Source organism: Serratia sp. GW822-FHT06D09 (assembly GCF_058799515.1).
This window is the reverse complement of the sequence record NZ_JBXALO010000003.1, coordinates 249826-274042: the sequence shown is the minus strand read 5'-3', so window position 1 is coordinate 274042 and position 24217 is coordinate 249826. Positions and strand designations below refer to the sequence as shown.

The 24217-nt window shown below is 51.2% G+C and carries 22 protein-coding genes, 1 pseudogene and 1 riboswitch; of the genes and pseudogenes, 16 read left to right on the top strand and 7 right to left on the bottom strand.

The genetic code is table 11. The annotated features are described in order from the left end of the window. Positions 1-45: 45 nt before the first annotated feature. From AC1RKG_RS08960 to AC1RKG_RS08930, 7 genes are read left to right on the top strand one after another with little or no spacing between them, the layout of a single operon-like run. Positions 46-1776, top strand: a complete 1731-nt coding sequence (locus AC1RKG_RS08960) for a hypothetical protein (RefSeq protein WP_493182786.1) — start codon at positions 46-48, stop codon at positions 1774-1776. A 43-nt stretch (positions 1777-1819) separates the two neighbouring features. Beyond that, the gene (locus AC1RKG_RS08955) at positions 1820-3211 is read left to right on the top strand and encodes an AMP-binding protein (RefSeq protein ID WP_493182784.1); all 1392 of its coding nucleotides are present in this window, start codon (positions 1820-1822) and stop codon (positions 3209-3211) included. Then, positions 3211-4107 (top strand): hypothetical protein, encoded by an 897-nt coding sequence (locus tag AC1RKG_RS08950; RefSeq protein WP_493182783.1) that lies wholly within the window; start codon positions 3211-3213, stop codon positions 4105-4107. The genes AC1RKG_RS08955 and AC1RKG_RS08950 overlap by 1 nt, the downstream gene beginning before the upstream one ends. Further along, positions 4085-5098 carry a hypothetical protein gene (locus tag AC1RKG_RS08945; protein ID WP_493182782.1) on the top strand — a complete coding sequence of 338 codons (1014 nt, stop codon included), beginning with the start codon at positions 4085-4087 and terminating at the stop codon, positions 5096-5098. The genes AC1RKG_RS08950 and AC1RKG_RS08945 overlap by 23 nt, the downstream gene beginning before the upstream one ends. Further along, positions 5095-5322: an acyl carrier protein gene (locus AC1RKG_RS08940; RefSeq protein WP_493182780.1), complete on the top strand. Its 228-nt coding sequence runs from the start codon at positions 5095-5097 to the stop codon at positions 5320-5322. The genes AC1RKG_RS08945 and AC1RKG_RS08940 overlap by 4 nt, the downstream gene beginning before the upstream one ends. A gap of 49 nt (positions 5323-5371) precedes the next feature. Then, the gene (locus AC1RKG_RS08935; protein ID WP_493182778.1) at positions 5372-6481 is read left to right on the top strand and encodes a hypothetical protein; all 1110 of its coding nucleotides are present in this window, start codon (positions 5372-5374) and stop codon (positions 6479-6481) included. 6 nt (positions 6482-6487) lie between these two features. Next, entirely contained in the window at positions 6488-7651 is a 1164-nt protein-coding gene (locus tag AC1RKG_RS08930) for a cysteine peptidase family C39 domain-containing protein (RefSeq protein ID WP_493182776.1), read from the top strand. Positions 7652-7912: 261 nt separating this feature from the next. Here the strand turns inward: AC1RKG_RS08930 and AC1RKG_RS08925 are convergent. Further along, a protein-coding gene (locus AC1RKG_RS08925) for an IS3 family transposase (RefSeq protein ID WP_493182775.1) occupies positions 7913-9023 on the bottom strand; the annotation gives its coding sequence in 2 pieces (ribosomal slippage) (positions 7913-8771 and positions 8770-9023; 1113 coding nt in all). Positions 9024-9106: 83 nt separating this feature from the next. Here AC1RKG_RS08925 and AC1RKG_RS08920 point away from each other — a divergent pair. Next, positions 9107-9241: pseudogene (locus tag AC1RKG_RS08920) on the top strand (IS256 family transposase); the annotation flags it as partial. Positions 9242-9287: 46 nt separating this feature from the next. On the opposite strand, the gene AC1RKG_RS08915 reads toward AC1RKG_RS08920, so the two are convergent. Both AC1RKG_RS08915 and AC1RKG_RS08910 read right to left on the bottom strand, forming a co-directional pair. Beyond that, positions 9288-9800 (bottom strand): hypothetical protein, encoded by a 513-nt coding sequence (locus tag AC1RKG_RS08915; protein WP_493182773.1) that lies wholly within the window; start codon positions 9798-9800, stop codon positions 9288-9290. Between the two features lie 170 nt (positions 9801-9970). After that, on the bottom strand, positions 9971-11023 hold the full coding sequence (locus AC1RKG_RS08910) for a LacI family DNA-binding transcriptional regulator (protein ID WP_081667707.1): 1053 nt from the start codon (positions 11021-11023) through the stop codon (positions 9971-9973). Between the two features lie 207 nt (positions 11024-11230). On the opposite strand from AC1RKG_RS08910, the gene AC1RKG_RS08905 reads away from it, so the two are divergent. The 4 genes from AC1RKG_RS08905 (at position 11231) to AC1RKG_RS08890 (ending at position 16465) form a co-directional block, all read left to right on the top strand. After that, a complete protein-coding gene (locus tag AC1RKG_RS08905) occupies positions 11231-12259 on the top strand; it encodes an ABC transporter substrate-binding protein (RefSeq protein ID WP_413510051.1) in 1029 nt (342 codons plus the stop codon). A 106-nt stretch (positions 12260-12365) separates the two neighbouring features. Then, positions 12366-14594 (top strand): ABC transporter permease, encoded by a 2229-nt coding sequence (locus AC1RKG_RS08900; RefSeq protein WP_020827658.1) that lies wholly within the window; start codon positions 12366-12368, stop codon positions 14592-14594. Then, positions 14591-15652, top strand: coding sequence for an ABC transporter ATP-binding protein (locus AC1RKG_RS08895; protein ID WP_122079807.1), 1062 nt, complete (start codon positions 14591-14593; stop codon positions 15650-15652). The genes AC1RKG_RS08900 and AC1RKG_RS08895 overlap by 4 nt, the downstream gene beginning before the upstream one ends. 24 nt (positions 15653-15676) lie before the next feature. Next, positions 15677-16465 (top strand): inositol monophosphatase family protein, encoded by a 789-nt coding sequence (locus tag AC1RKG_RS08890; RefSeq protein WP_065424731.1) that lies wholly within the window; start codon positions 15677-15679, stop codon positions 16463-16465. Positions 16466-16538: 73 nt separating this feature from the next. On the opposite strand, the gene gap is transcribed toward AC1RKG_RS08890, so the two are convergent. From gap to AC1RKG_RS08875, 3 genes are all read right to left on the bottom strand, one after another. Next, positions 16539-17549 (bottom strand): type I glyceraldehyde-3-phosphate dehydrogenase, encoded by a 1011-nt coding sequence (gene gap, locus AC1RKG_RS08885; protein ID WP_044552338.1) that lies wholly within the window; start codon positions 17547-17549, stop codon positions 16539-16541. Between the two features lie 78 nt (positions 17550-17627). Then, positions 17628-18602 (bottom strand): GlxA family transcriptional regulator, encoded by a 975-nt coding sequence (locus tag AC1RKG_RS08880; RefSeq protein WP_041415496.1) that lies wholly within the window; start codon positions 18600-18602, stop codon positions 17628-17630. Positions 18603-18669: 67 nt separating this feature from the next. Further along, positions 18670-19692: an LLM class flavin-dependent oxidoreductase gene (locus AC1RKG_RS08875; RefSeq protein ID WP_046373166.1), complete on the bottom strand. Its 1023-nt coding sequence runs from the start codon at positions 19690-19692 to the stop codon at positions 18670-18672. Positions 19693-19849: 157 nt separating this feature from the next. Beyond that, positions 19850-19952, top strand: a riboswitch (TPP riboswitch). A 65-nt stretch (positions 19953-20017) separates the two neighbouring features. Between AC1RKG_RS08875 and AC1RKG_RS08870 the strand changes: the two genes are divergently transcribed. From AC1RKG_RS08870 to AC1RKG_RS08855, 4 genes are read left to right on the top strand one after another with little or no spacing between them, the layout of a single operon-like run. Further along, complete coding sequence (locus tag AC1RKG_RS08870; RefSeq protein WP_020827664.1) at positions 20018-20698, top strand: TenA family protein; 681 nt, start codon at positions 20018-20020, stop codon at positions 20696-20698. Further along, on the top strand, positions 20695-21450 hold the full coding sequence (locus AC1RKG_RS08865) for an ABC transporter ATP-binding protein (RefSeq protein ID WP_187961635.1): 756 nt from the start codon (positions 20695-20697) through the stop codon (positions 21448-21450). The genes AC1RKG_RS08870 and AC1RKG_RS08865 overlap by 4 nt, the downstream gene beginning before the upstream one ends. After that, complete coding sequence (locus tag AC1RKG_RS08860; RefSeq protein ID WP_129983864.1) at positions 21447-22214, top strand: ABC transporter permease; 768 nt, start codon at positions 21447-21449, stop codon at positions 22212-22214. Before AC1RKG_RS08865 ends, AC1RKG_RS08860 begins: the two co-directional genes overlap by 4 nt. Positions 22215-22242: 28 nt before the next feature. Next, positions 22243-23178, top strand: coding sequence for an ABC transporter substrate-binding protein (locus AC1RKG_RS08855; protein ID WP_493182770.1), 936 nt, complete (start codon positions 22243-22245; stop codon positions 23176-23178). A 52-nt stretch (positions 23179-23230) separates the two neighbouring features. Here AC1RKG_RS08855 and AC1RKG_RS08850 read toward each other — a convergent pair whose 3' ends face one another. Then, positions 23231-23962: an ABC transporter substrate-binding protein gene (locus tag AC1RKG_RS08850; protein WP_260628040.1), complete on the bottom strand. Its 732-nt coding sequence runs from the start codon at positions 23960-23962 to the stop codon at positions 23231-23233. Positions 23963-24217 lie beyond the last annotated feature (255 nt).

Genomic DNA, 24217 nt, shown 5'->3' with positions numbered 1-24217 from the left:
TTTTATTACATGATGAATTTTAATAACTTCCTTAAGGAAGTTATTATGAAAATAACAAATGGGCGTTCGAAATTATATATAACTATTTTAACTTTTTTTTATTTTTCCACCATAACTATAAGCTCGGTATTTTACTACAGAATAATTGATCCTGAAATATGGCATAGCCCGAATTTATTTACGAAATTGGCAACAAATATTTTACTTTACTATTTTTTTTATAACCTCTCTTTTATTATCTCCAACTTTTGTAGTTCGCTCAGTCAGGCACTTTATTTTAGTCGCATAGAAAAAAGCAATCTATTGCGTGCAACTCTAGAAAGAGATATTAAATCTGTTGGCGAGTTACATAATATAATACTAAACTACTATGTTACACTATCTTTACTTTTGATTACCGGCTTCAGACTCTATAATATAAATGTGCTTTTAATTAGCGTCTATGTTGTAGTTATTACTCTTATAATGTTAGCATTGAAAATATTACAAAGAAAAATTAAGTCTCTTGATAAAAATAGAAAGCGTGTAATCGATCGTTTTATTCATGTAGCAAAATTATCACACTGGAGTTGTGCATTTATTATTCGTTCTTATGAAAATAAGTTGGTCTGGAAATTACAGTTCTATATGACAGTATCCAGGGTAGTCTATAACTTAGCACCACTGGTAGCTCTTATCACAGCACTGTTCCTTACCTATCTTGATATATTGACATTATCACTTCCGCAGATAGCCAGTTTGGTCATCATTAGTACGGTATTAATTGATATTGCGGATGGTACTTCATACCTGATTTTTTACAGCTCACAAATCACTAATGGTATGGAGCGTGTAAAAACCTTCTCATTACAGAAAAACCAGGAAACTTATAACCAATTTAAGTTTCTTCATAGAGATATGCTCAGGTGTTTTATCAAAACCAGACTCAATTTCAAGTCATACTGGCTACAGCAATATCGTACCTACTTTATTCATGGCCAAGCCTCAGGGAGAACACTTTTTTTTCTGGTGTTATCTTTTATTCTTCTGACAGGTTATAGCTTTCTGAAGTTCAAATTTGATATATTTGTTGTAAAAGGAGTCAGTCTGCAAGCATTGATTGGGTTAATTACTCTTTCATTGTTCTCTCTGATGTCAGCTGATTTACTACTTAAACGGTTGTTTTATGTTAATGCAAAAGTCACAATCTTCACTTTGCTGAACAAACTCAGTAGGCGAAGTATTAATAACAAAGATATAGAAGTACTTTCCTATGATACAAAAATCCTTGACGATGGGATTTCTTTTTCATTGACAGAGTTTTTTTTCGCATTGTCAACATCAATGATCTTTATTTACTCCTATCTACAAATGGAAGCCAATCTCTACATACTACTTTTTGTGATTATAATGTTCATGTTCGGACAATATGCATACAGAAAGATCGCCATATTTACTAAGCAAATGGAGGTTTATTTCGTTACCCGTTCAGCAACACTGTTTTCTGCAGATGTAACGAATTACAACTATGCTGTACAAGTCTATTTTTCATCATTATCCTCACAACTGGCCAACACCATAAATAATCGCTCATTTATGATATATTGCTCACTATTAATTTCATCTGTTATTTATTCATTGTCATTTTTCCCCCTCACAACTCATTTTTCAGTGGTGGTAGCAACTGTCTCTCTTCTATTTAAATTGTCACACTCGCTCTCCTACGCAATACGTTATTTGAGCCAACTGGAAGGTTGGTCTATCTCTGTGGCACGAACGACCTCACGAATCTATTGAACGTCATAATTTTTCGTAAAATATTTTTTAAATGCGAGGCAATATGAATATATATTCTTATCTTATTTTAAGTTGCTACAGGAATCGCGATAACACTTTTTTAATTGAAAATGATGAAATTTATACCTATACGGATCTCTTAGAGAGCATGATCAGCACCAATAAAATTCTGAAGTTGTATATCGAGAATAATGATACTACTCATATTGAAATTATTGAAGGCAATGCCTTTTCGCTTACTGTAATTATCATGCTATGTTTATCAATCGGTAAACATGTAAAAATAAAAAATAGTGCCTATACCGAGACACTGCAGAAAAATGGCCAACTTATTATTGATAGCAGAACCTATCAAATAACTAAACACTGCTATGATGAAAGCGAAATTCAACAATTTATGACTGATACTATTGTTGGTGATCTATCTGACATGGCAAAACTATCTTTTTTTTCATCTGGTACATCTTCAGGACACGCGACAGAGATGTTATCAACACCTGAAAATGTTTTTTTCTCGATGATGAGCATATCTTCAGTGTTAAAATATAATAACAGTTCGCGTATTGCTGTTTGTACACCATTATCTTTTGATTACAGTCTCTATCAAATATTAATGTCTCTTTCTTCCGGTGCTACGGTGATCTACTATGATTTTCGTCATTATGCGCATCGAGTATTTGAAAAATTTGTACAATACAATGCAAATTACATGGCACTAATACCCGCTATTCTAAAGCACTATCTCGTTGCAAAAAAAAACAATCCGACACTGGATCCCCCCTCAAATATAACGCTTACTGGGGAAACATTCCCTCAGCATCTCTATGACAGTTGCAAGTTACTCTTGCCTGAGACGCAGATCATTACCATGTACGGCATTACCGAATGTAAACGTATTTCTATCATGCCTCCGTCATCGTGTGTCATCGACAGTCAATGCTGTGGCATAGCGATACCAGGTGTAAGTGTTTCGGTTCGTGATCTTACCACCAACAGCCTTTCAAGTCAGGGAATGGGAGAGTGCATTGTACATGGCGCTAATGTACTTGATGGTTATCACGATTCAGGGCCATGTCAGTTTATGCAGACTAAAGAAGGAAAGATGCTCTTTACCGGTGACCGTATCACTATTACCCCTCAAGGTTATATCTACTTTGAAGGACGTGAAAGCGAAATGTTAAAAATAAATGGTATAAGAGTAGATACACGCCCATTACTTGAAGAAGTTTTTAAAAAATTTTCTTTAAATCTGAAATTAAGGTCTAAAGATAACATCATCCAGGTACTAATCAATCAGTGCATAGTTGTTGACCCGGCGCTAACTGATTTTATAAAGAATTATATTTATACCTGTCATGGTGTGTTGATTAGAAGGGTGGAATTTATGCAAGTAGATGTACTTCCACAAAATTTAAATCTGAAGGAGTCAATATAATGCTTAACGCCGTACCAGTCGATTGCAGAACAAGCTCAATTTTAGGAATATTGAATAACTCTATCTATCAGTCAATTTCAGATTCAGTGTGTTATATTAATATTTTTCTTGATTTTAATAGTAGTAAGCGAAGCATTCGTATTGAACCTGATAATCCTATTTTATCTCTTGAAAGGTTTGGGTTTGAGATTAGCAATCAGTCATACCACTCGGAAGATTTATCTGAGGCGTATGATGAGATTTCACAATCACTCGGAATTGTTATCCAGCACTCATACAGCACACTTTTGCAGAGAATGCGTATGATAAAAGTTAACTTACCCGTGGATATTCCTCATTTGATTTTCAGTCAACAGATGAAGCGTTCAGGCGATAACTTGATATTTAACACTACTGATTCTCGCTTTCGGGTAATGAGCTGGAATCATTTTTTCTTGCGCGATGATGATGAGGTTATTATCTATTTTATCAGACGTAAACCTGACAACTTACTGGATGAAAGTCACTTTAGATACTCAGCAGAAAAATCAATTTTACATTATCTATCTTGTGTTACCACTGATTTAATTAGCAACATTCTTGACCACTTTTATTTAGATGTGATTTCATTGCAGAAATATGAGTCGGCAGCAGTTTGGAACCGTAACGTATGGAAGTTATATATAACACGAGCCTGGTATGCAAAATTCATTCATTCTTTTTATCCATTATGCTCCCAGCATAATGAGTTATCACAGTTGTCAGTGAAATATAAAAACATCAGTGATGATATTGTTGAAAAGGTAATTAAAAATAAAAACTTCAAGTCAACAGAATATATTGAAAGTTTCAGAGGTGTACTTAAAAATGAACGAGAAATCATGTCGAGAATCTATGAGCAAACCAGAAATCATTGAACTAGTTGCCCACAGTAAAAGCATTGAAGAACTTAAGAACGCGATATTAATTAGCAACTTCAATCAACTTTTCTCTCTAAAAATAATCACTAACGATGACATTCCGGGGATTTTAATAAATCTATCAAGGCATTCACTTTCACTAGGGGTGACATTTTCCCAACATATGCAGTCACTGTATGCACTGATACAATGTAATATTAATGACTTTACCGAGGTTGATCTTATCTGTTCTGCGACCACTACAGTAAAGGGTTCTAGCCTTACTGCCTTCGTCGAACTTACCCAATCTGATGGCTTATTGAGTCGCATTTGCCCAGTGGTTAGTTTTTTTAGTCTGGCTTCGCACATTCTTTTCACCGGAAAAATAGCCGATAAACCGGCGTTGATTTTTGCCCCCACCAAAAATTTGAATATCCAAGACCATCAATTTTTGCATGGACTTGGCATGAAGGAAAATAGAATTTCATCTGTTTCATTTTCTCTTCCAGAAGAAGACGGATTGGCAATAACTGATAATATTCAGTTCATTTTAAATGAAGTGATTGCTTATTACGCTCACTATCTCTGGAGCATATGTTGGAACAGCACTTTACGCGCTATGTTCAATGCCACTCTTGAATTGACACGAGACAGAATAACAGAACCTGCCTTTTCACGTCTTAATCAGTTAAATAATATCCTTGTCATTAATGACTCTCTTATTATGAGGCTAGCAAGCATTAACCATGAGAGAATTTCACATATTGATAAGCACCTGGTACTGAACTCAGCTAAAATAGTGATATCTGAAAACGCCTCATTAGGGGCTGATCTATGTCTCCAATCGTTAGGTTTTAAACATGGTTATATGGCGACACAGGGTGAATGGTTTCATCAACAGTATCATGATTTGAAATCGGCGATCTATATGTTTAATAATGACTCACTGTACGACATTAATCTTAAATCCATCAAGCTCTCTTTTCATCTTTCAGGAAGAAAAATATGATAGAAATAATTCAGAATTATCTTTACTCCAATACCGGAAAAAAATTTGGCGAGGAAATCTATCGGATGGATTTTTTTTCTGCCGGATTGGATTCATTGTTACTGGTAGGCCTGATTGTTGAGCTTGAGACAACTAATAACACACAACTCACAGAAGAGGTTTTGAGTGAACTTCTGACCACTTCGGATGCTACATTTGGGAGACTAATTAATGCATTCTCATGACCCCTATTCTATACCTCCAGCCAGTATCACTTATTCAAAACTGGAGATCATGAAAAACATACTCTCCTTGCAAAAGTTCTTACCCGAAACTTCATCTCTTATTTATTCATTGAAGGCTAATAATTACCATGAACTAATAAGTTTCATTGCTGATTTCACACAAGGTTTTGATATTTGCTCTCAGGAAGAGGCTGATATATTAATCAAAAAAAATATTGAAGGTAAAGATATTTTTATAACAGGTTACGATAAGGTAAATATTCAGCAGGAAACACTAATTAAACTGTCATCTCTCCGAAATAATCTTTTTTTTGTTCTAGAATCACCACGAGAGCTAGATTATTTTAAGACACTTATCCAACGTGGCGTGGATGGTAAGGGCTTGTTCAGATTATCTTACTTACCTGGAACTACTTATGGTATCTATAATGGATTACCGAAAGGGCATTTTGGCTTTACCCGACAACAGATTATCGACTGCTTGGCCAGAGGGGGACATTTTAATTATAAGCATATTGTTGGCTTCCACTGTTATATTGGTTCTCAGATCCAGTCTGTAGAGGCGATAATGATTTCACTGGTCAGCGCAATTACTGAAATCAAAGCAATATGCCAGCAGACTGATTTCTACGCCAGCGTTATAAATTTCGGCGGTGGTTTTCCACATGCTTTTGGTACGCAATACCAACCGCTATCCTATCCGGCGTTGCCATTGAAACAGGCTTTACACAGTGAATTGAGTAAGCTTCTTCACTTGCCGGAATCAATCTACTTCGAAAGTGGTCGGGCAATTGTGGGCACCTCAGGACACTTGCAGGTGAGCGTATTGGATTATCACCTGCGTCTAGAGGCTCCATACTTTGTGGTCAATGCAGGTATCTCACAGATTGGGGCTTTACACCTGCTCAGGTCGCTACGCCCTTCGCCGATGTTGTTTTATGCCGGGAAGCCACAGCCCGAGGGGGGAAGACATTTGCAAAAATTTGATGTCTATGGCCCTGCCTGCACTTCACTCGATCACCTCGGTACTGCACTTGTCGACCCTGCACAGTTAAGCAATTTAATGACGCTTTACTGTGACAATATGGGGGCTTATACCGCAAGTGCGGCGTTGAATGGTTTTCATGCCAAGTCTAGAATCGCAGAGAGGTTGATTTGATCGACAATGATGACATCTATTCTTCTCTTCCTTTATCTCTTTGATCAGATAATCAACCGTGCTGTTGTTCATTATAAAGGGGTGATCACGCCTGTTTATCAGCGTGAACAGTATGATTGCGGTCTAGCTTGTGCCAGCACACTCATATCCTGCTATGGAAATTTTGTTTCACTTAACCGCCTTAGAAAGGATTACAAATTAGATGCGAGCGGACTGTCACTGAAATCTTTAGCGGAGATATTAACTAGCTGTGGAATTCCGTGTTGTTGCAAGAAAGTGGCTGTTACCCATTTTTATCAGTTAGCTGGTCCAGTTATTTGCCATTTTAATCAATCACATTATGTTGTTTTCCTTACGTTGATAAATGAGGAGTATTATTACTTTGACCCTGCACGTGGCTTTTGCTACGCCAGTGCCAATGCCTGGCAGGACATGGCTAGCGGCTTTATCCTGTTTCCACTTCATCGAGCGAGCGCGAGGCAAGGATTGAAAAAAAAGTTGACGTCCAATCTATACCGCAGTCTGCCTTTTTACCGTTATATATACCATGATTTTTTGTTATCAATTACGCTGTGGTTCGCTGCATCCAGCTTCCCTGATCATAGCGTGATAATAGGTTTCTGTTATGCAATAATAACTGTAAACTTGTTGCGTATTCATTTGACACATCGTTTATATAGGCTAAGAGCAGAAAGCAGTTATCTGCCGCAAATGACTCGATATCTGTTTCATTACCGAAAGTCACTTTTCCGTCGTCTAAGTTCTAGTTTTTTTTATATTTATTTTGTGCTTACAGTTTTTTTCCTTTTTTCATCTTTATACTGGTTTTCTACGCCCATGCTGATTAGTGGAGCAATAATGATGCCACTAATGTTCTTGGCGTTTTTTCTTCATCGGAACGTATCCGATCGTCACTATATTAAGCGAACGCATGCGGATAAAAACAGTAGACAATATAAATATTTTACAACGACATTAACATTAATAAGAAAGGTCTCTATTTTATTGTTAATCGTCGGCTTTAGCGTCTGCTTTTATTGTTTCCATCATCAGTTTTTAGAAGTTTTGTTACTTTTTTTATATGTCGCATCATCCTCATCATTCCTACTTTTCACTTACCTTGACTTTAAAGAACTATTGTTTATCTCAAATGCTTACGATGTAAAATAGCCATTTATCCAGTAAAGTTAGAAATTAAAAAAAGCATTAACTAAATAAGGATGAAAAATCTGACCAAGCCGTTCATTCACTATAAATAATAATATCTACACAGTACACTGGGCCACGGTTTACCGTGGAAATACCTGAGTCGCTGGCTAACCTAAATAAGAGAGTAAAATATCTGAAGTCACAGATATCCACGTAACACCTTTACTTTAAATGAAAACATAACCCCACCTTTTACCTAATCACATTGTAAGCATACCCGTTTTAGTTCCTCGCACTTTTTGAGACTTCCGTGTTTTCAGCCATCAGCCGGTACTCTTCCGGCGTCAGGTTGTTCAGCGATTCGTGAGGGCGTTCGCTGTTATATTCCGTCAGCCAGCGCTCTGTGATTTCCCGGGCCTCATTCAGTGTTCTGAACAGGTAAAAATCCAGGATTTCTGTCCGGTACGTCCGGTTAAACCGTTCGATGAAGGCATTCTGTGTCGGCTTGCCAGGCTTGATGAATTCCAGCAACACACCATGTTCTTCAGCCCACTGTGCCAGCGTCAGTGAGACCAGTTCTGGTCCGTTGTCCATCCGCATTTTCAGCGGGTAGCCACGGTTTGCCACGATCCGCTCCAGTACCCGGACAACACGTTGAGCCGGGATATTCAGGTCGATTTCTATCGCCAGTACTTCCCGGTTAAAATCATCCACCACATTGAAGGTCCGGAAGCGTCTACCACAGACCAGCGCATCATGCATAAAGTCTATCGACCAGCTCTGGTTAAGTGCCTCAGGCGTCACCAGTGGCGACGGGTTGCGTACCGGCAGCCGCTGTTTTCCCTTACGACGAAAATTCAGTTTCAGCAGGCAGTAAATCCGGTGAACGCGTTTGTGGTTCAAGGTATTGCCCTGCCTGCGCAGCAGCTGGAACAGCTTCTTAAAACCGTAGCGCGGATAGCGTTCTGCCAGTTCAGTCAGCGCATGGATCACCGGTTCATCACGCCGGGTATCGGGCTGATAAAAATAGACCGTCCTGCTCAGCGATAACGTCCTGCAGGCCTGACGTAAACTCATGGCAAATTGCGCTGTCAGATAGCTGACGAGTTCACGCTTTATCGCTGGTTTTAAAGCTTTTTTCGATGACGTCTTTAAGTGCCCGGCACTCAAGGCTGAGGTCAGCAAACATCTGTTTGAGCCTCCGGTTCTCGTCTTCCAGATCTTTGATTTTTTTAATATCGGCCGCTTCCATCCCGCCATACTTTGCCTTCCAGTTGTAATAGCTGGCTTCCGAAATAGCGGCTTCACGGCACACATCCTTGACGGTACGTCCGGCTTCGACGGACTTCAATACGGCGATGATCTGGTGTTCGGTGAATCGGATCTTACGCATAGCGATCTCCTCCGGGGACATAATCAGTCTGTCGGAAGATCTCTAAAAGTGAATGGTTCGGATTACAGGGATGCTTACACCACGACTCAGTACGGAAGGTTATTTATCTTGCGATAAAGGATGCACCGAAAAAATGGAGTCTGCCGATCCAGAACTGGCGGCAGGCGATGAGCCGTTTTATTATCGAGTTCGGTGGCCGCCTGAGCGATCACCTTTAATACGCTGGCAGTTACATAGTGTTACTGACAGGCTCGAATTTATTAACTATTTTCTATATTTTGGTAACATTAATGGATACTCTATCCGCCAATTGTAAGCTGGGAATTCATCCATGTACCACTCGATTGCAACTCTGACGAACATCCGGAATTCATCATCATTCCAAAGATCAATTACTCGCTCTCTACTAAGCCTTCTAATTTGTTTAGAACCCTGATATACCCAACCTAAATAAGAGTCTAATTTAGATTGATTTTTCCCTTTATAATGACCGTGAGGGATTGAAGGGTGAAAATCTACGTCATACTGATGAAAGACCCAATCATTTAAGCCTTTTCTCTTCGATAAAAAGTGAATATCCCCTTTTTCATCTCTACTTATACCTGGCTGAATGTCGACTTTATAAGCAGGCTCATCTGTAGTGGATACGGATGAAGTGCAATCATGATCGTCATTTTCGGGGGGCCAAAAGTCTTCGTCGCTCCATTCTTCCACTAGAAGAATTCGATTAGCCCTCTCATAAATTGTATAGTTTAAAGCCAAAATTGTCTGCTCCATTCAAAAGCATATCACACCGCTAGAACTTCCGTTCCTGGCACCGAGCAGACTGTCAGAGCCCTTTGAATACAATCTCGCTTCGATCAAACACATTCTAGCTACCCTTCGCATACAGAGAACATTGTAGAACGATCGGCAGATGACAAGCCCGAATGGGTAACGGGTTTGTGTCAGGCACCGCGAATGGTGCCGCGCCAGACGAAATCGGCATGATACAGCCGGGTTTCACCCGGTATCTCCTGGCCCAGCGTCGGCATCGTATTCTCTTCCTTCTGCTCTTCCGCCATCAGCCAGGAAACCGCATCCTGAGCAAATAACGCCACCGGCTGGGTAAAGGTGGTGAGGTTATAAGAGGACCACGCCGCCTGCGGAATATCGTCGTAGCCCGCGACGCATAGATCTTGCGGAATGCGTAGCCCAAAACGATGGCGCGCCTCGTCCATAAAACCGCAGGCCAGCAAATCGGTGACGCAGAATACCGCATCAGGGCGTTCACGCCGGGTCAGCAAGCGGTGCGCCAGGATCTGGCCGCTCTCATAAGAGGTGGTGCCAAAACGCTCGACGCTCACCTCCAGCCCCGCAGCTTCCGCCGCCTGCAGAAAACCGCGCTCACGCGCCATCAGGCTTGGCGTACCGGCCAATGAGTTGGCGAATGCAATGCGTCGGCAGCCCGCACGGGCAAACGCCATCACCACCCTGCCAGCCGCCTCTTCGTTATCCAGCCGGATGCTGAGCGAGCCGGGCAAGGTATCGTTACGGTTGATCAGCACCAGCCGCTGTCCGTGTTTGTGGCACAGGCGGGCGATGCCGCTGTCCGGCATGCCGGAGAGTACAAAAGAAGCATCTGCGCGGAAGTTAATCGCCTGCTGCAATGCCTGGGACACGCTGTCATCGGAGCGATCGGTGTTAATCAACATGGCGATTTTTCCCGCATCCTGCAGATGCTGGGTCAGCAATCGCACCAGGCTGGCCCGATAAGGCGTCGCCAGCTCCGAAACGATCAGGCAGACAATGCCGCTGCGGTTGCGCACCAGTCCCCGTGCCAAATGGTTAACGTGATAACCCAGCTCTTCGGCCGCTCGCATTACCCTTTCGCGGGTTGTCGCCGACACGCTAGCGCCGGGCGTATAAGTCCGCGAGACCGCCGAACGGGAGACCCCGGCCAGTTCCGCTACGTCTTTCGCACTGATCATCGCCTTGTCCATCGCCATCTTCACTTCCATCCGTTACGCGCTCTGAGAAAAGTTTGCCGCATTTTGCAAAGCTGTGCAAATTTTTAGCGGTCAATTTGTTTCATTTTTGTGACGAGTAGGTTGAATTGTTTCATCACGCGATTGACAGCGCAATTTTTATCCTCTAGTTATTTGCACACACGTGCAAAAAGAATAGGCGACAACGTATCGCCACCCTACACAACCAAGGAGAACACCATGCAACGCGTTACTCTGATGGCGGTCCTCGCCGCCGGCACAGCACTCTCTGCCCTGCCAGCTCAGGCTGCCGGGAAACTGAATATGATCTGCTCCGCCGACGTGGTGGTCTGTGAGCAAATGACCAATCTGTTTGAGAAACAGCACCCGGATATCAAAGTCAGTATGGTGCGCCTCTCCGCCGGGGAAGCCTATGCACGTATTCGTACCGAAGCCCGCAACCCGCGCACCGATATTTGGTGGGCTGGCACCGGCGATCCGCATATGCAGGCCGCCGACGAGGGGTTAACCCAGCCTTACCAGTCACCGCTGCTGGATCAGCAGCACGACTGGGCGCGCAAACAGGCCGAAAGTGCCGGCTACCGTACCGTTGGCGTCTACGCCGGGGCTCTGGGCTGGGGCTACAACACCAAACTGCTGGCAGAGAAAAAACTCAAGGTGCCCGCCTGCTGGAGCGATCTGCTGGATCCGGCTTACAAAGGCGAAATCCAAATGGCCAACCCGAACTCTTCCGGCACCGCGTACAACACCCTCGCCACGCTGGTGCAAATCATGGGGGAAGAACCGGCCTTCGATTACCTGAAAAAGCTTAACGCCAACATCTCGCAGTACACCAAATCCGGCTCGGCACCGGTGAAAGCGGCGGCACGCGGCGAAACCACCGTCGGCATCGTCTTTATGCACGATGCCGTCGCGATGCAGGTCGATGGCTTCCCGATCAAGGCGATTGCACCTTGCGAAGGGACCGGGTTTGAAATTGGCTCCATGTCGATCGTGAAAGGCGCGCGCAACCTCAAGGAAGCCAAGGTGTGGTACGACTGGGCGCTCAGCGCTGACGCCCAATCGCACATGAAAGACGCTAAATCCTTCCAGTTGCCGTCAAATCGCAACGCGGCTATTTCCGAATACGCACCGCGCTTCGAAAACATCAAGCTGATCGACTACGACTTTAAAACCTACGGTGCGACAGAAAAACGCAAGGCCCTGCTCAGCCGTTGGGATAAAGAGATCGGCGCCAGCGCTCAGTAATTCAAGCCCTTCCCTCCCGCATGCGATGCGCTCTGTAATAAACCGGGCGAGGTCACGCTCGCCCATGCAGGGCGCGGTGAAGGACATATGAACTCTCGAGGTTAAGATGAATGCTCAAAACCGCCGCCTTGACGGGGCCCTCGTGCTGGGCGCACTGGCACTGTTGTTGCTGCCCTGGTACAGCCAGGAGGCCGGGTTCTTCGACTTTGGCTGGCTAACTACGCTGTGGCAGGATCAGGCGAGTGCACCCGCACTGTGGCAAATACTGACGTTTCAACGCCCGTGGCTGGCGATTGCCCTGCTGATGCTGCTGGTTTGCGCACTGGCTCGCCTGCTGAAAATTGGCCGTTTTCGCTCGCAGTTGCTGATCGCTGCCAGCCTGGTCGGCGTGGTCTTTCTGCTGTTTGAAGGCCATGCCATTGGTTACAGCGGCTGGAACTGGCAGTGGAGCGAACACCTGTTCGGCGCACTCAGCGACGGCCAGCCCGCTTTTGGCGCCGGCGCTATTTTACTGATCACCACATTTTTGCTGCTGTTCTCTTTCGCGCTGGCCGAACGCGGCGTGCTGAAGGGCGATGCCTTTGTGGTCGCCGCCATTGTGCTGCTGGTCGCGCTAGTCACCACTTTCGTGCTTTACCCGGTGCTGAGCATGTTTGTCGCCTCGGTGCAGGACGTGGACGGATCGTTCAAGCCCGACGGCCTGATCGCCAATATGCAGGATCCGGCCATTTGGAGCCTGAGCTGCCTGAAGGGCGGCAGCTGCGGTACTGCCTGGCGCACCCTGACGCTGGCGCTGATGACCGCCAGCGGATCCACGCTGCTCGGCCTGGCTTTTGCCCTGGCCGCCACTCGTACGCCGCTGCCGTTCAAAAAAGGGCTGCGCATGTTGACGGTGCTGCCGATCATTACGCCGCCGTTCGTGATCGGCCTGGCGCTGATGCTGCTGTTTGGCCGTGCCGGGGTGGTGACCGAGCTGCTCGCCGGGGTGTTCGGCATTGAACCCGGCCGCTGGCTTTATGGCCTGACCGGTATCTGGATTGCTCAGGTGCTCTCCTTTACCCCGATTGCCTTTCTGGTGTTGATTGGCGTGGTGGAAGGCGTCAGCCCCTCGCTGGAAGAAGCTTCGCAAACGCTGCGCGCCAACCGCTGGCGCACTTTCCGCTACGTTTCCCTGCCGCTGATGGCGCCCGGATTGGCCAACGCCTTCCTGATCAGCTTTATCGAAAGCATGGCGGACTTCGGTAACCCGATGGTGCTGGGCGGCAGCCACGGCGTGCTGTCGACCGAAATCTTCTTCTCGGTGGTCGGCGCGCAAAACGATCCGAGCCGCGCCGCCGTGCTGGCGATTATCCTGCTGTGCTTTACCCTCAGCGCCTTTATTTTGCAGCGCCTGTGGTTGGCAGGGAAAAGCTTCGCCACCGTTACCGGCAAAGGGGATTCCGGCACCCACTGTGGATTGCCGCGGGGCTTGCGCTACGGCGTGTACGCGTTGGTGATCCCCTGGGGCCTGTTCACGCTGGTCATCTACGGCATGATCCTGATCGGCGGCTTCGTGCAGTCATGGGGACTCGACAGCAGCCTGACGCTGGGCCATTACGCTCGCGCCTTCGGTTTCCACTGGAACAGCGGCCAGATCGTCTGGACCGGCGTCGCCTGGAACTCGTTCTGGACCACGTTGGAAATCGCGCTGATCGCCGCCCCGCTCACGGCCATCGTCGGCTTGCTCACCGCCTGGCTGATCGTGCGGCAGAAGTTTGCCGGCCGCCAGACCTTCGAGTTTATGTTGATGCTCAGCTTTGCCATCCCCGGCACGGTGATCGGCGTCAGTTACATCATGGCCTACAACCTGCCGCCGCTGGAAATCACCGGCACCGCCCTGATCCTGGTCGCCTGCTTTGTGTTCCGCAATATGCCGGTCGGCGTTCGGGGTGGGATCGCCGCCATGAGTCAGTTGGATCGCAGCCTGGATGAAGCCTCGCTGACCCTGCGCGCCAGCAGTTTCCGCACCCTGCGCAAAGTGATCCTGCCGCTGTTGAAACCGGCCATCAGCGCGGCACTGGTTTACGCCTTTGTGCGCGCGATCACCTCCATCAGCGCGGTGATTTTCCTGGTCAGCGCCCAGTACAACATGGCCACCTCCTACATCGTCGGGCTGGTCGAAAACGGGGAATACGGCGTGGCCATCGCCTACTCCTCCGTGCTTATCGTGGTGATGCTGGCGGTGATCCTCACTTTCCAACTGCTGGTGGGCGAACGTCGCCTGCGCCGTGCCATCCGTATTACCACACCGCCGGTGACGCCACCACCGGCCTTACATCAGGAGAATGCCGTATGACTGCCATTCGTTCCGGCTCGGTGGTGTTTGAGAACGTCACCAAACAGTTTGCCGATTTCACCGCCTTGCCCGGGCTTTCACTCACCGTCGAGCCCGGCACGCTGGTGACGCTGCTTGGCCCTTCCGGCTGCGGCAAGACCACTACCCTGCGCCTGCTGGCCGGTCTGGAACACCCGACCTCAGGCCGTATTCTGATTGGCGGCAAGGAGGTCACGCATCTGCCCGCCAACGAGCGCGACGTCGCGATGGTGTTTCAATCCTACGCGCTGTTCCCGCACATGAACTCTCTGGATAACGTGATGTACGGCCTGCTCGCCAGCGGCCTGTCGCGCAAAGAGGCACAGGATCGGGCACGTGAAGGGCTGAAATTGGTCGGTCTGGAAAGCATGGGCCAACGCCTGCCCTCTGAGCTCTCCGGCGGCCAGCAACAGCGCATCGCCGTGGCGCGTGCCCTGGTGCTGGAACCGCAGGTGCTGCTGCTCGACGAACCCTTATCCAACCTTGACGAACGGCTGCGTCGCCGCGTCCGCACCGAGATCCGCGATTTGCAGCAGCGCCTCGGCTTCACGGCGGTCTATGTGACCCACGATCAGGAAGAAGCCCTGGCGGTCTCCGATAAGATTATCGTCATGAAAGAAGGGCATATTGCCCAACAGGGCGCGCCGCAGGAGCTTTACCATTCGCCGGCGTCGGTGTTTATCGCCGACTTTATGGGCGAGGCCAATATCCTGCCCTGTGACATACAACAAGTGGTCGGCGGCGAAGCGCTGATCACCCTCGGCAGCCGCCAGTACCGGGTACCGGGTGGTAAGGCGCGTCCCGGCGCAGCGCAACTGTCGGTACGCCCGCAGTTTATCACCCTACTGCCGGAGCAAAGCGGCGCCTTGAACGGCGAAGTCACCCATAGCACCTGGCTTGGGGACCATATCGAATATGAAGTAAAAACCGATCTCGGCGCGCTGTTTATTGTCGATGTGCAGATGGAACGCCAATTGGCACCGACCACCCGCGTGGCCATTGACTTCAAAACTCAGGGTCTGGCACTGATTGCCCAGTGATCCTAACAACGTTAAGGAATGAAGATGAACGAACAGATTACTCAGCGCCTGACGCTGGCAGAACAGGCGGCCCGCGAAGCCGGAGCCAAGGCGCTGGATTATTTTAACCGCCGCGAGAGCCTGGTGATTGAAACCAAACGCGATGCGCAAGACGTGGTTTCGATTGCCGATCGCGAGGTTGAACTGCTGATCCGTGAACACATCACCCGCCAATTCCCGCAAGACGGTTTTCTGGGCGAAGAGTTTGGCCTGCAACCCGGCGATTCCGGTTACACCTGGGTGGTGGATCCGATCGACGGTACCAGCCCATTCGTTAACGGCATGCCGAACTGGTGCGTGTCCGTGGCGGTGATCCATCAAGGCGAGCCGGTGATCGGCGTAATTGTTGCCCCCTGCCAGCAGGAGTGTTTTAAGGCCGCGCGCGGCGCGGGGGCTACCCTTAACGGCAAACCACTGCGGGTGGATCCTAAGCGCACCATGCAAAACCACGTCACCGGTTTTGGTGCCAACAGCTATGTTAAACCGGAACGCGTCGGCGAAATTGCCGCCGCAATCACCGCCGTGGGCGGCAGTTTCTTCCGCAACGGTTCCGGCGCCATGATGTTGGCCTGGGTGGCGGCAGGACGGCTGGTGGGCTATTACGAACCCTACATGCACGCCTGGGACTGTCTGGCAGGTTACTGTCTGGTGAACGAAGCCGGTGGCTGGACCCACCCGTTCAATACCGAAGGAGAACGTTTACTGCGCGGCGGGCCGGTGCTGGCGGTGGCCCCTGGGGCGAAAGAAGAGTTAATGCGTATTGCACAGCTCTGAATTGACGTTGAATAGCCCCCTGATGGGGGCTATTGCCTGAGTGAAAGGACGAACATATTCGACCGCGAGGCATTTACAACCCGCGTTTTTCCATCAGCACCGCCAGATCGACCAGGCGGTTAGAGAACCCCCACTCGTTGTCGTACCAGGCAAGCACCTTGACCAACTTGCCGCCGATCACCAGCGTGGAAAGCCCATCAATAATCGACGAACGCGGGTCGCCTTTATAATCGCTCGACACCAAAGGCTCATCGCTGTAACCGAGAATGCCCTTCAGTGGCCCTGACTCCGCAGCCTGGCGGAAAGCGGCGTTGATTTCTTCGCTGGTCACTTCGCGTTTCAGCGTGACCGTCAGGTCGACGATAGAGACCACCGGCACCGGTACCCGCAGCGAATAACCGGTCAGGCGGCCATCCAGGCTCGGGATCACCTTGCCGAGCGCTTTGGCCGCGCCGCTGGAGTAAGGCACAATCGACTCCGCGGCGGCGCGGGCGCCCCGTAAATCTTTTTCCGGCTGATCGTGCAGCGCCTGGCTGTTGGTGTAGGCATGGGTGGTGTTCATCAGGCCGTACTCAATACCAAAGGCTTGATGCAGCACCTGCGCGGCGGGCGCCAAACCGTTGGTGGTACAACTGCCGTTGCTGACCACCCGATGCTTGGCCGGATCGTACTGATCCTGGTTAACGCCCATCACTATCGTAATGTCGTCGTCTTTTGCCGGCGCAGAGATAATCACTCGCTTGGCGCCACCACGGGTGATGTGCACTTCCGCCTTGGCTTTGTCGGCAAAAAAACCGGTCGCTTCGATCACCACGTCAACGCCCACGCTTTTCCATGGAATGGCGCCCGGATCTCTTTCAGAGAAGACATGAATCGGCCTGCCGTCAAGCAGCAGCTGGTTTTCACCGGCCTCGACGCTGGCCGCCAGCCGGCCCGAGAGCGAATCGTATTTCAGCAGATGCGCCAGGGTTTTGCTGTCGGTCAAATCATTGATCGCCACAACTTCAAAGTCGCTGCGACCTAACGCAGCGCGCAAAACATTCCTGCCGATTCTGCCGAATCCATTAATGCCTACTTTGACCATGATCTACTCCTTCGTTATTGGCTCTGGTGTAAATTTAAGCCGCAGGGAGCATGTCGTAAATGACGTTTGTAGATCAATTTACGCCAAAGTGCGTGAATGGAAGCGATCGCGGTATTCGGTTGGGGTCAGTTGCAGATGCCGTTCGAAAACGCGGCGCAGATTGAGCGCATTGCCGAAACCGCTGCTGGTGGCGATTTGTTCAATGCCTTGTGAGCTCTGTTCCAGACGCTGACGGGCGATGTACAAGCGCCCTTCTTCGACAAATTTGGCGGGTGAAATGCCGGTTTCGCGCGTGAACACACGCGTAAAGTTGCGCGGACTCATGGCAACCCGTTCGGCCAGTTTCTCAACGGAAAGATCCTCGGCCAGATTCTCCAGGATCCAGCTCTGCAGATCGCGGATAGGGCCCGGTGTTTTGGCCTGATTCAGTGGGTAACGGCTGAACTGCGCCTGCCCGCCGGGGCGGCGCAAAAACATCACCAAATCCTGCGCCACTTCGCGGGCCTGCACGAAACCGTAATCGTCCTCCACCAGCGCCAGTGTGAGATCAAACCCGGAGCTGACGCCGCCAGAGGTCCAGACCGCACCATCCTGTACGTAAATCGGCCCATTTTCGACCTTCACTTTGGGGAAGCGGGCCTGCAAGGTTTCCAGCAGCCGCCAATGGGTGGTCGCCCGGCGGCCGTCCAGCAGACCGGCCTCAGCCAGCAGCATCGCCCCACCGCAAACGGAGGCCACGCGCCGCGCCTTGGGGGCCGCACGGCGGAGCCAATCCACCACAAAGGCGCTTTCTTCCTCGGTCGCCCCTTTGCCGGTAACGATAATGGTATCGCGTTCCACCTCAGGGTCGAGATCCGCCAGGCGATGATCGGCCAACAGATTCAAACCGGACGAGCCATGCACCACCCGGTGGGTTTGCGTGGTGACTATCGCCATCTGGTAGAGCGGCGCGTCATCGGGCCGCAAGCGGTTGGCCTGCATCAGGATGTCGGCGATCCCCGCCGATTCGAACAGCATGCCCCCTTCCGGGACGATAATCAGAAATGTATGCATGGCCTTAAAATACAAAATCGACAAAATAAGTCAACAACGCTTCCCGGTTTGAGAAGCGTTTCTCTCATCAGCGCCAGCCCAGCGCCGGGGCGACATGGGTCAGGATCGACTCAATCACGTGGGCGTTGTAGTCAACGCCCAGCTGGTTGGGCACGGTCAGCAGCAAGGTATCGGCTTCGGCAATCGCTTCGTCCTGCGCCAACTGCTTGATCAGCAGTTCCGGCTCGGCAGCATAGCTACGGCCGAATACCGCGCGAGTCTGCTGATCGATATACCCCACCTGATCGCTGTCCTGGCCGCTGTTGCCGAAATAGCTGCGATCCTGCTGGTTCATCAGCGCAAAGATGCTGCGGCTGACCGACACCCGCGGCTGGCGTGCATGACCTGCGGCCTTCCAGGCATCGCGATAAGCGCGGATCTGCTTGGCCTGCTGCACGTGGAAGGGCTCGCCGGTTTCGTCGTTTTTCAGCGTTGAGCTTTGCAGATTCATGCCCAGCTTCGCCGCCCAGATCGCCGTGGCGTTTGAGCTGGCGCCCCACCAGATGCGATCGCGCAGCCCGGCGGAGAAAGGTTCTACCCGCAGCAAGCCCGGCGGGTTCGGGAACATCGGTTGCGGGTTAGGTTCAGCAAAGCCTTCGCCACGCAGCGCTTCCAACAGGACGTCGGTATGGCGGCGCGCCATATCGGCTTCGGTCTCGCCTTCGGCAGGCGTATAACCAAAATAACGCCAGCCATCAATCACCTGTTCGGGAGAACCGCGGCTGATGCCCAGTTGCAGCCGCCCGCCGGAAATCAGGTCGGCGGCGCAGGCATCTTCGACCATATAAAGCGGATTTTCATAGCGCATGTCGATCACGCCGGTGCCGATCTCAATACGCTGGGTTTTGGCGCCGATGGCTGCCAGCAGCGGGAATGGCGAGGCAAGCTGGCGGGCAAAGTGGTGTACGCGAAAATAAGCCCCATCCGCCCCCAGCTCTTCTGCCGCCACGGCAAGATCAATGGATTGCAGCAGCGCATCTGCCGCCGAACGGGTGCCCGACTGCGACGAAGGCGTCCAGTGGCCGAAAGAAAGGAAGCCGATTTTCTTCATGGGGTGATCCTTAGATTCATTAATGACCGGATTACAGTGACAAAAATCGCCCCCTTCCGGCCAGAAATATCGTGGCCGATCGCACTAAACGGATCCTTTTACGCCACGACGCCACACTGCCTGAGCATTGTAATCAAAAAGTAAATATCGTATAACAGGCTCCTCCGAGGGGTGTCCTGTTACGGGCTGAGATGGCGCAAGCCGAACCCTTTGAACCTGATCTGGGTCATGCCAGCGAAGGGACGGTCGGCAATCCCCTCACGGCGGTTGCCTGTTCATACCTCACCTCAGCGCGCCCGGATCTCCACTCACTTTTGGAGGTCCCATGTTTACTCCCTTATTCGATAACGGTCTTTACGGAAAGCTGCGCCAACAGGCCGGCGGTCACTGGCAGGACTATGTGGCACACCCCTTTATTCAGCAACTGGCCGCCGGTACGCTGCCGGAACCCGCTTTTCGCCGCTACCTGACGCAGGATTATCTGTTCCTGATCCACTTTGCCCGCGCCTATGCCCTGCTGGTCAGCAAACTGCGCACCCTGCCGGAAATGCGTGCCGCTACCGCTTCGCTCAATGCGATTGTCGCCGAACTGCCCCTGCACCTGGCCTATTGTGCCGACTGGGGATTGAGCGAACCGCAGATAGCCGCCGAACCCGAAGCGCCGGAAACCCTCAATTACACCCGCTATGTGCTCGATATCGGCCACGCCGGAGATGCTCTGGATCTGCTGGCAGCGTTAATGCCCTGCGTCGCCGGCTATGCCGAAATCGGCCTGCGCCTGCTCAACGATCCCAACACCGTGATGGAAGGCAATCCCTATGCCTCGTGGATCCGCAACTATGGTGATCCCGCCTATCTGAGCGGCGTACAAGCCTCCCTCGACCTGCTGGAAAACGTTGGCCTCCAGCGGGGTGCCCCAAGCCGTCTAAACGAACTGTCGGCGATTTTCACCACCGCCACCCGCCTGGAATCCGCCTTCTGGCAGATGGGGTTGAATGCCCAATGAGCCTCGGCGACACGCAGCACGGCAATGCCCGGCCCGGTATTCAGGTACGGGATCTGACCCTGCGCTTTGGTCAGCAGGTGATTTTCGATGGTCTGAATTTCGATATCGCCGGCGGCAGCTTCGTTGCCCTGCTCGGTGCCAGCGGCGCGGGGAAAACCAGCCTGCTGAAGATCATCGCCGGGCTGGCGAAACCCACCTCCGGTACGGTTATCGGCAGCGATGGCCTACCGATCGCCGGACGTATCGCTTATATGGGGCAAAAGGATCTGCTCTATCCCTGGCTGACAATTGACGAGAATATTAGCCTCGGTGCGCGGCTGCGCGGCGAAAAGGTCGACCGCGCCTGGGCGGAACATCTGCGGGAACGCGTGGGCTTGACCGGCTATGGCCGCAGCTTGCCTGCCGCGCTGTCCGGTGGCATGCGTCAACGTGCCGCTATTGCCCGCACGCTGTATGAGCGCCAGCCGATTGTGTTGATGGATGAACCCTTCTCCGCGCTGGATACCATCACCCGCGCCATGATCCAGCAGCTGGCCGCCGAACTGCTGGCGCAGCATACCGTGCTGCTGATCACCCACGACCCCATGGAGGCCTGCCGCCTTAGCCACCGCCTGCTGGTGCTGTCCCGTTATCCGGCGGGGCTGGACGACAGTCATGTTATCGAGGGCTTACCGCCGCGAGCACCGGACAATCCTCAGTTGCTGAAAAGCCAGAGCGAGTTGCTGCTGCAACTGGTGAGGGCCGCCGGATGAAAACCCTCCCTGAAAGCCGTCTGTCGCGGATGCGTCGCAGCCTGACGGTGTTCGCCGGCCTGTTGCTGCTGTGGGCACTGGCCACGCTGGGCGATATCCCCGCCTTCCTGTTGCCCTCCCCCTCGGCGGTGGCACAGGCGCTGTGGGACAACCGGGCGTACCTCGCTTATCACACGCTGATCACCGCCTCGGAGATCGCCTGCGGTTTGCTGGCCGGGGTTTTACTCGGTGCCACGCTGGCGCTGTGCATGATCTTTTCGCCGCGCCTGCAGCGCTGGTTGATGCCGTTGGTGCTGACCAGCCAGGCGATACCGGTGTTTGCGCTGGCGCCGCTGTTGGTGCTGTGGTTCGGCTTTGGCATGAGCGCCAAAGTGGTGATGGCGGTGCTGGTGATTTTCTTCCCGGTGACTTCCGCCTTCTTCGATGGGCTACGCCGGGTCAATAACGATTATCTCGATCTGGCCCGTACCCTACGTGCTTCTCCCTGGGCCCAACTGCGTCACGTACGGCTGATGGCGGCGCTACCGGCTTTCGGTTCCGGGCTGCGGATGGCCGCCGCCGTCGCCCCTATCGGCGCCATCATCGGCGAATGGGTTGGCTCGGCGGAAGGCCTGGGTTACGTCATGCTTAACGCCAACGCGCGCATGCAGACCGACATCTGCTTTGCCGCGCTGTTTATTTTGGTGCTGATGACCGTCTTGCTATGGGTGACGGTAGACGCGCTATTGCTGCGCCTGATCGACTGGGCACCGGAAAATGATTGATCGCCTCACAACAACAAGGGTAACAACCATGCTTAAAAATACCGTCTGCGGGCTGCTGCTCGGCGCCACGCTGGCAAGCCAGGCCAATGCCGCGGAAAAACTGACGCTGGTGCTCGACTGGTATATTAACCCCGACCACGCGCCCATCATGGTGGCCGAGCAGATCGGCGCCTTCAAGGCCGAAGGGTTGGACGTCAAGATTGTGCCCCCTTCCGACCCGGCGCTGCCGCCGCGCCTGGTGGCGGCAAAACAGGCCGATTTGGCCATCACCTACCAGCCGCAGCTGCACTTTTTTGCCGATCAGGGCCTGCCGCTGGTGCGCGTAGGCACCCTGATTAACTCACCGCTCAATACCGTGATGACGCTGGATAAAAGCATCACCACCCCAGCAGGACTTAAGGGTAAAAAAATCGGCTATTCGGTCAGCGGCATCGAACAAGCCACCTTGGCGACCATGCTTGAGCATGAACACCTCAACCCCAATGAAACCAAACTGATTAACGTTAATTTCCAACTGACCAGCGCCCTGCTGGCGGGCCAGGTCGATGCGGTAATCGGCGGCTATCGCAACATTGAAGCGCTGGAGCTGAAACTGCAGGGCAAAGATCCGGTGGTATTTAACGTGGAAGACTACGGTGTGCCGAGCTACGACGAGCTGATTATCGTCGCCAATCGCGATTCGCTGGCCGAGCCGAAAATCAAAAAATTCCTCGCGGCGCTGAAAAAAGGCAGCGACTATCTGCACGCCCATCCGAAGGAAAGCTGGCTGGCGTTCGCCAAAGCCCATCCGGAACTCAATACCGAGCTGAACAAACAGGCCTGGCAAGCCAGCCTGCCGCTTTTCGCAACCGATCCGGCGAAGCTGGATAAAGCGCGCTATCAAGCCTACGAACAATTCCTGTTCGACAACAAGCTGATCAAAAAAATCACGCCGGTGGAGCAATACGCGGTGGAGCTGAATTAAAGGTTATTCGCTTTATCAGGGGCGCAGTATGCCGCGCCCCTGCCATTCCCCCTCAGGCAGAAGGCGCGACGGTAACGTCACCCTGACCGCTGCGCTGCAAAGCCTGCAGCACCAGGCCACTCGCCTTGCACCGCTCCACAAAATCACGCACATAGGCCGCCCCCGACGCTTTTTGTCGCGGAACCGCCATGGCCTGCTGGATGGCAGTGAAATGCCCGGCCAGCACCCGATACCCCGGGTTTTGCGCTGCGGCAGCCAGCAACGGTTGACGCACGCCCGCAGCCGCATCCAACCCCTGTTCGAGGAACAAGGCGATCGCGTCGGCGGAGGTATCGGCACGCACCAGTTGCGCCTGCTTTAAGGTTCGCGACAGATACAGGTCGTAAGCCGCTCCCTGGCCTACGGCAATGCGCACCTCGGGCCGGTCAAGTTCGGCAACCTGTTGCCAGGGAGACGCCTGGGCCACCAGGTAGGTCCCCTCAATGATCGCATAAGGCGCACTGAACGCGATCTGCGCCGCCCGCACCGGTTCGATGGCCATAAAGGCGATGTTCCAGTCTCCGGTTTCCAACGCGGCAAAAACCTTGCCTGCGGCATCATAGGTCACCAACTCCAGCGCCACGCCCAACTCGCGGGCCAGCGCGCCGGCCAGCGTCACGGATACCCCCTGAGGTTCTCCGTCTGGCCCCCTCTGCGCCAACACCGGATTGCCCAGATTGATGGCCGCACGCAGGATCCCCTGCGGGGCCAAATCATCGAGTACGACGGCGGGAATGCTATGCATGGCTTTCTCCTGAAAAAAGGGTGTAGGTGTTTCGTCAACGCTCTCCGTTAAGGCTAGAGCCAAACCTCGGATGAGCAACATTCAGCCGCTTTTCGCCTCGCTGGCGTGATTCATGTCACACTATTGTCACAAAAACGACCGATCGCACTCTGCCACGCCAGGGCAGTGCAAACACGCATTGACCCTGGCGCTTTCAATGCGCTATACCCTTCCTCTTTCGCGTCGTGCTTGGGTCGGCGGCGTTTGCCAGGGCAG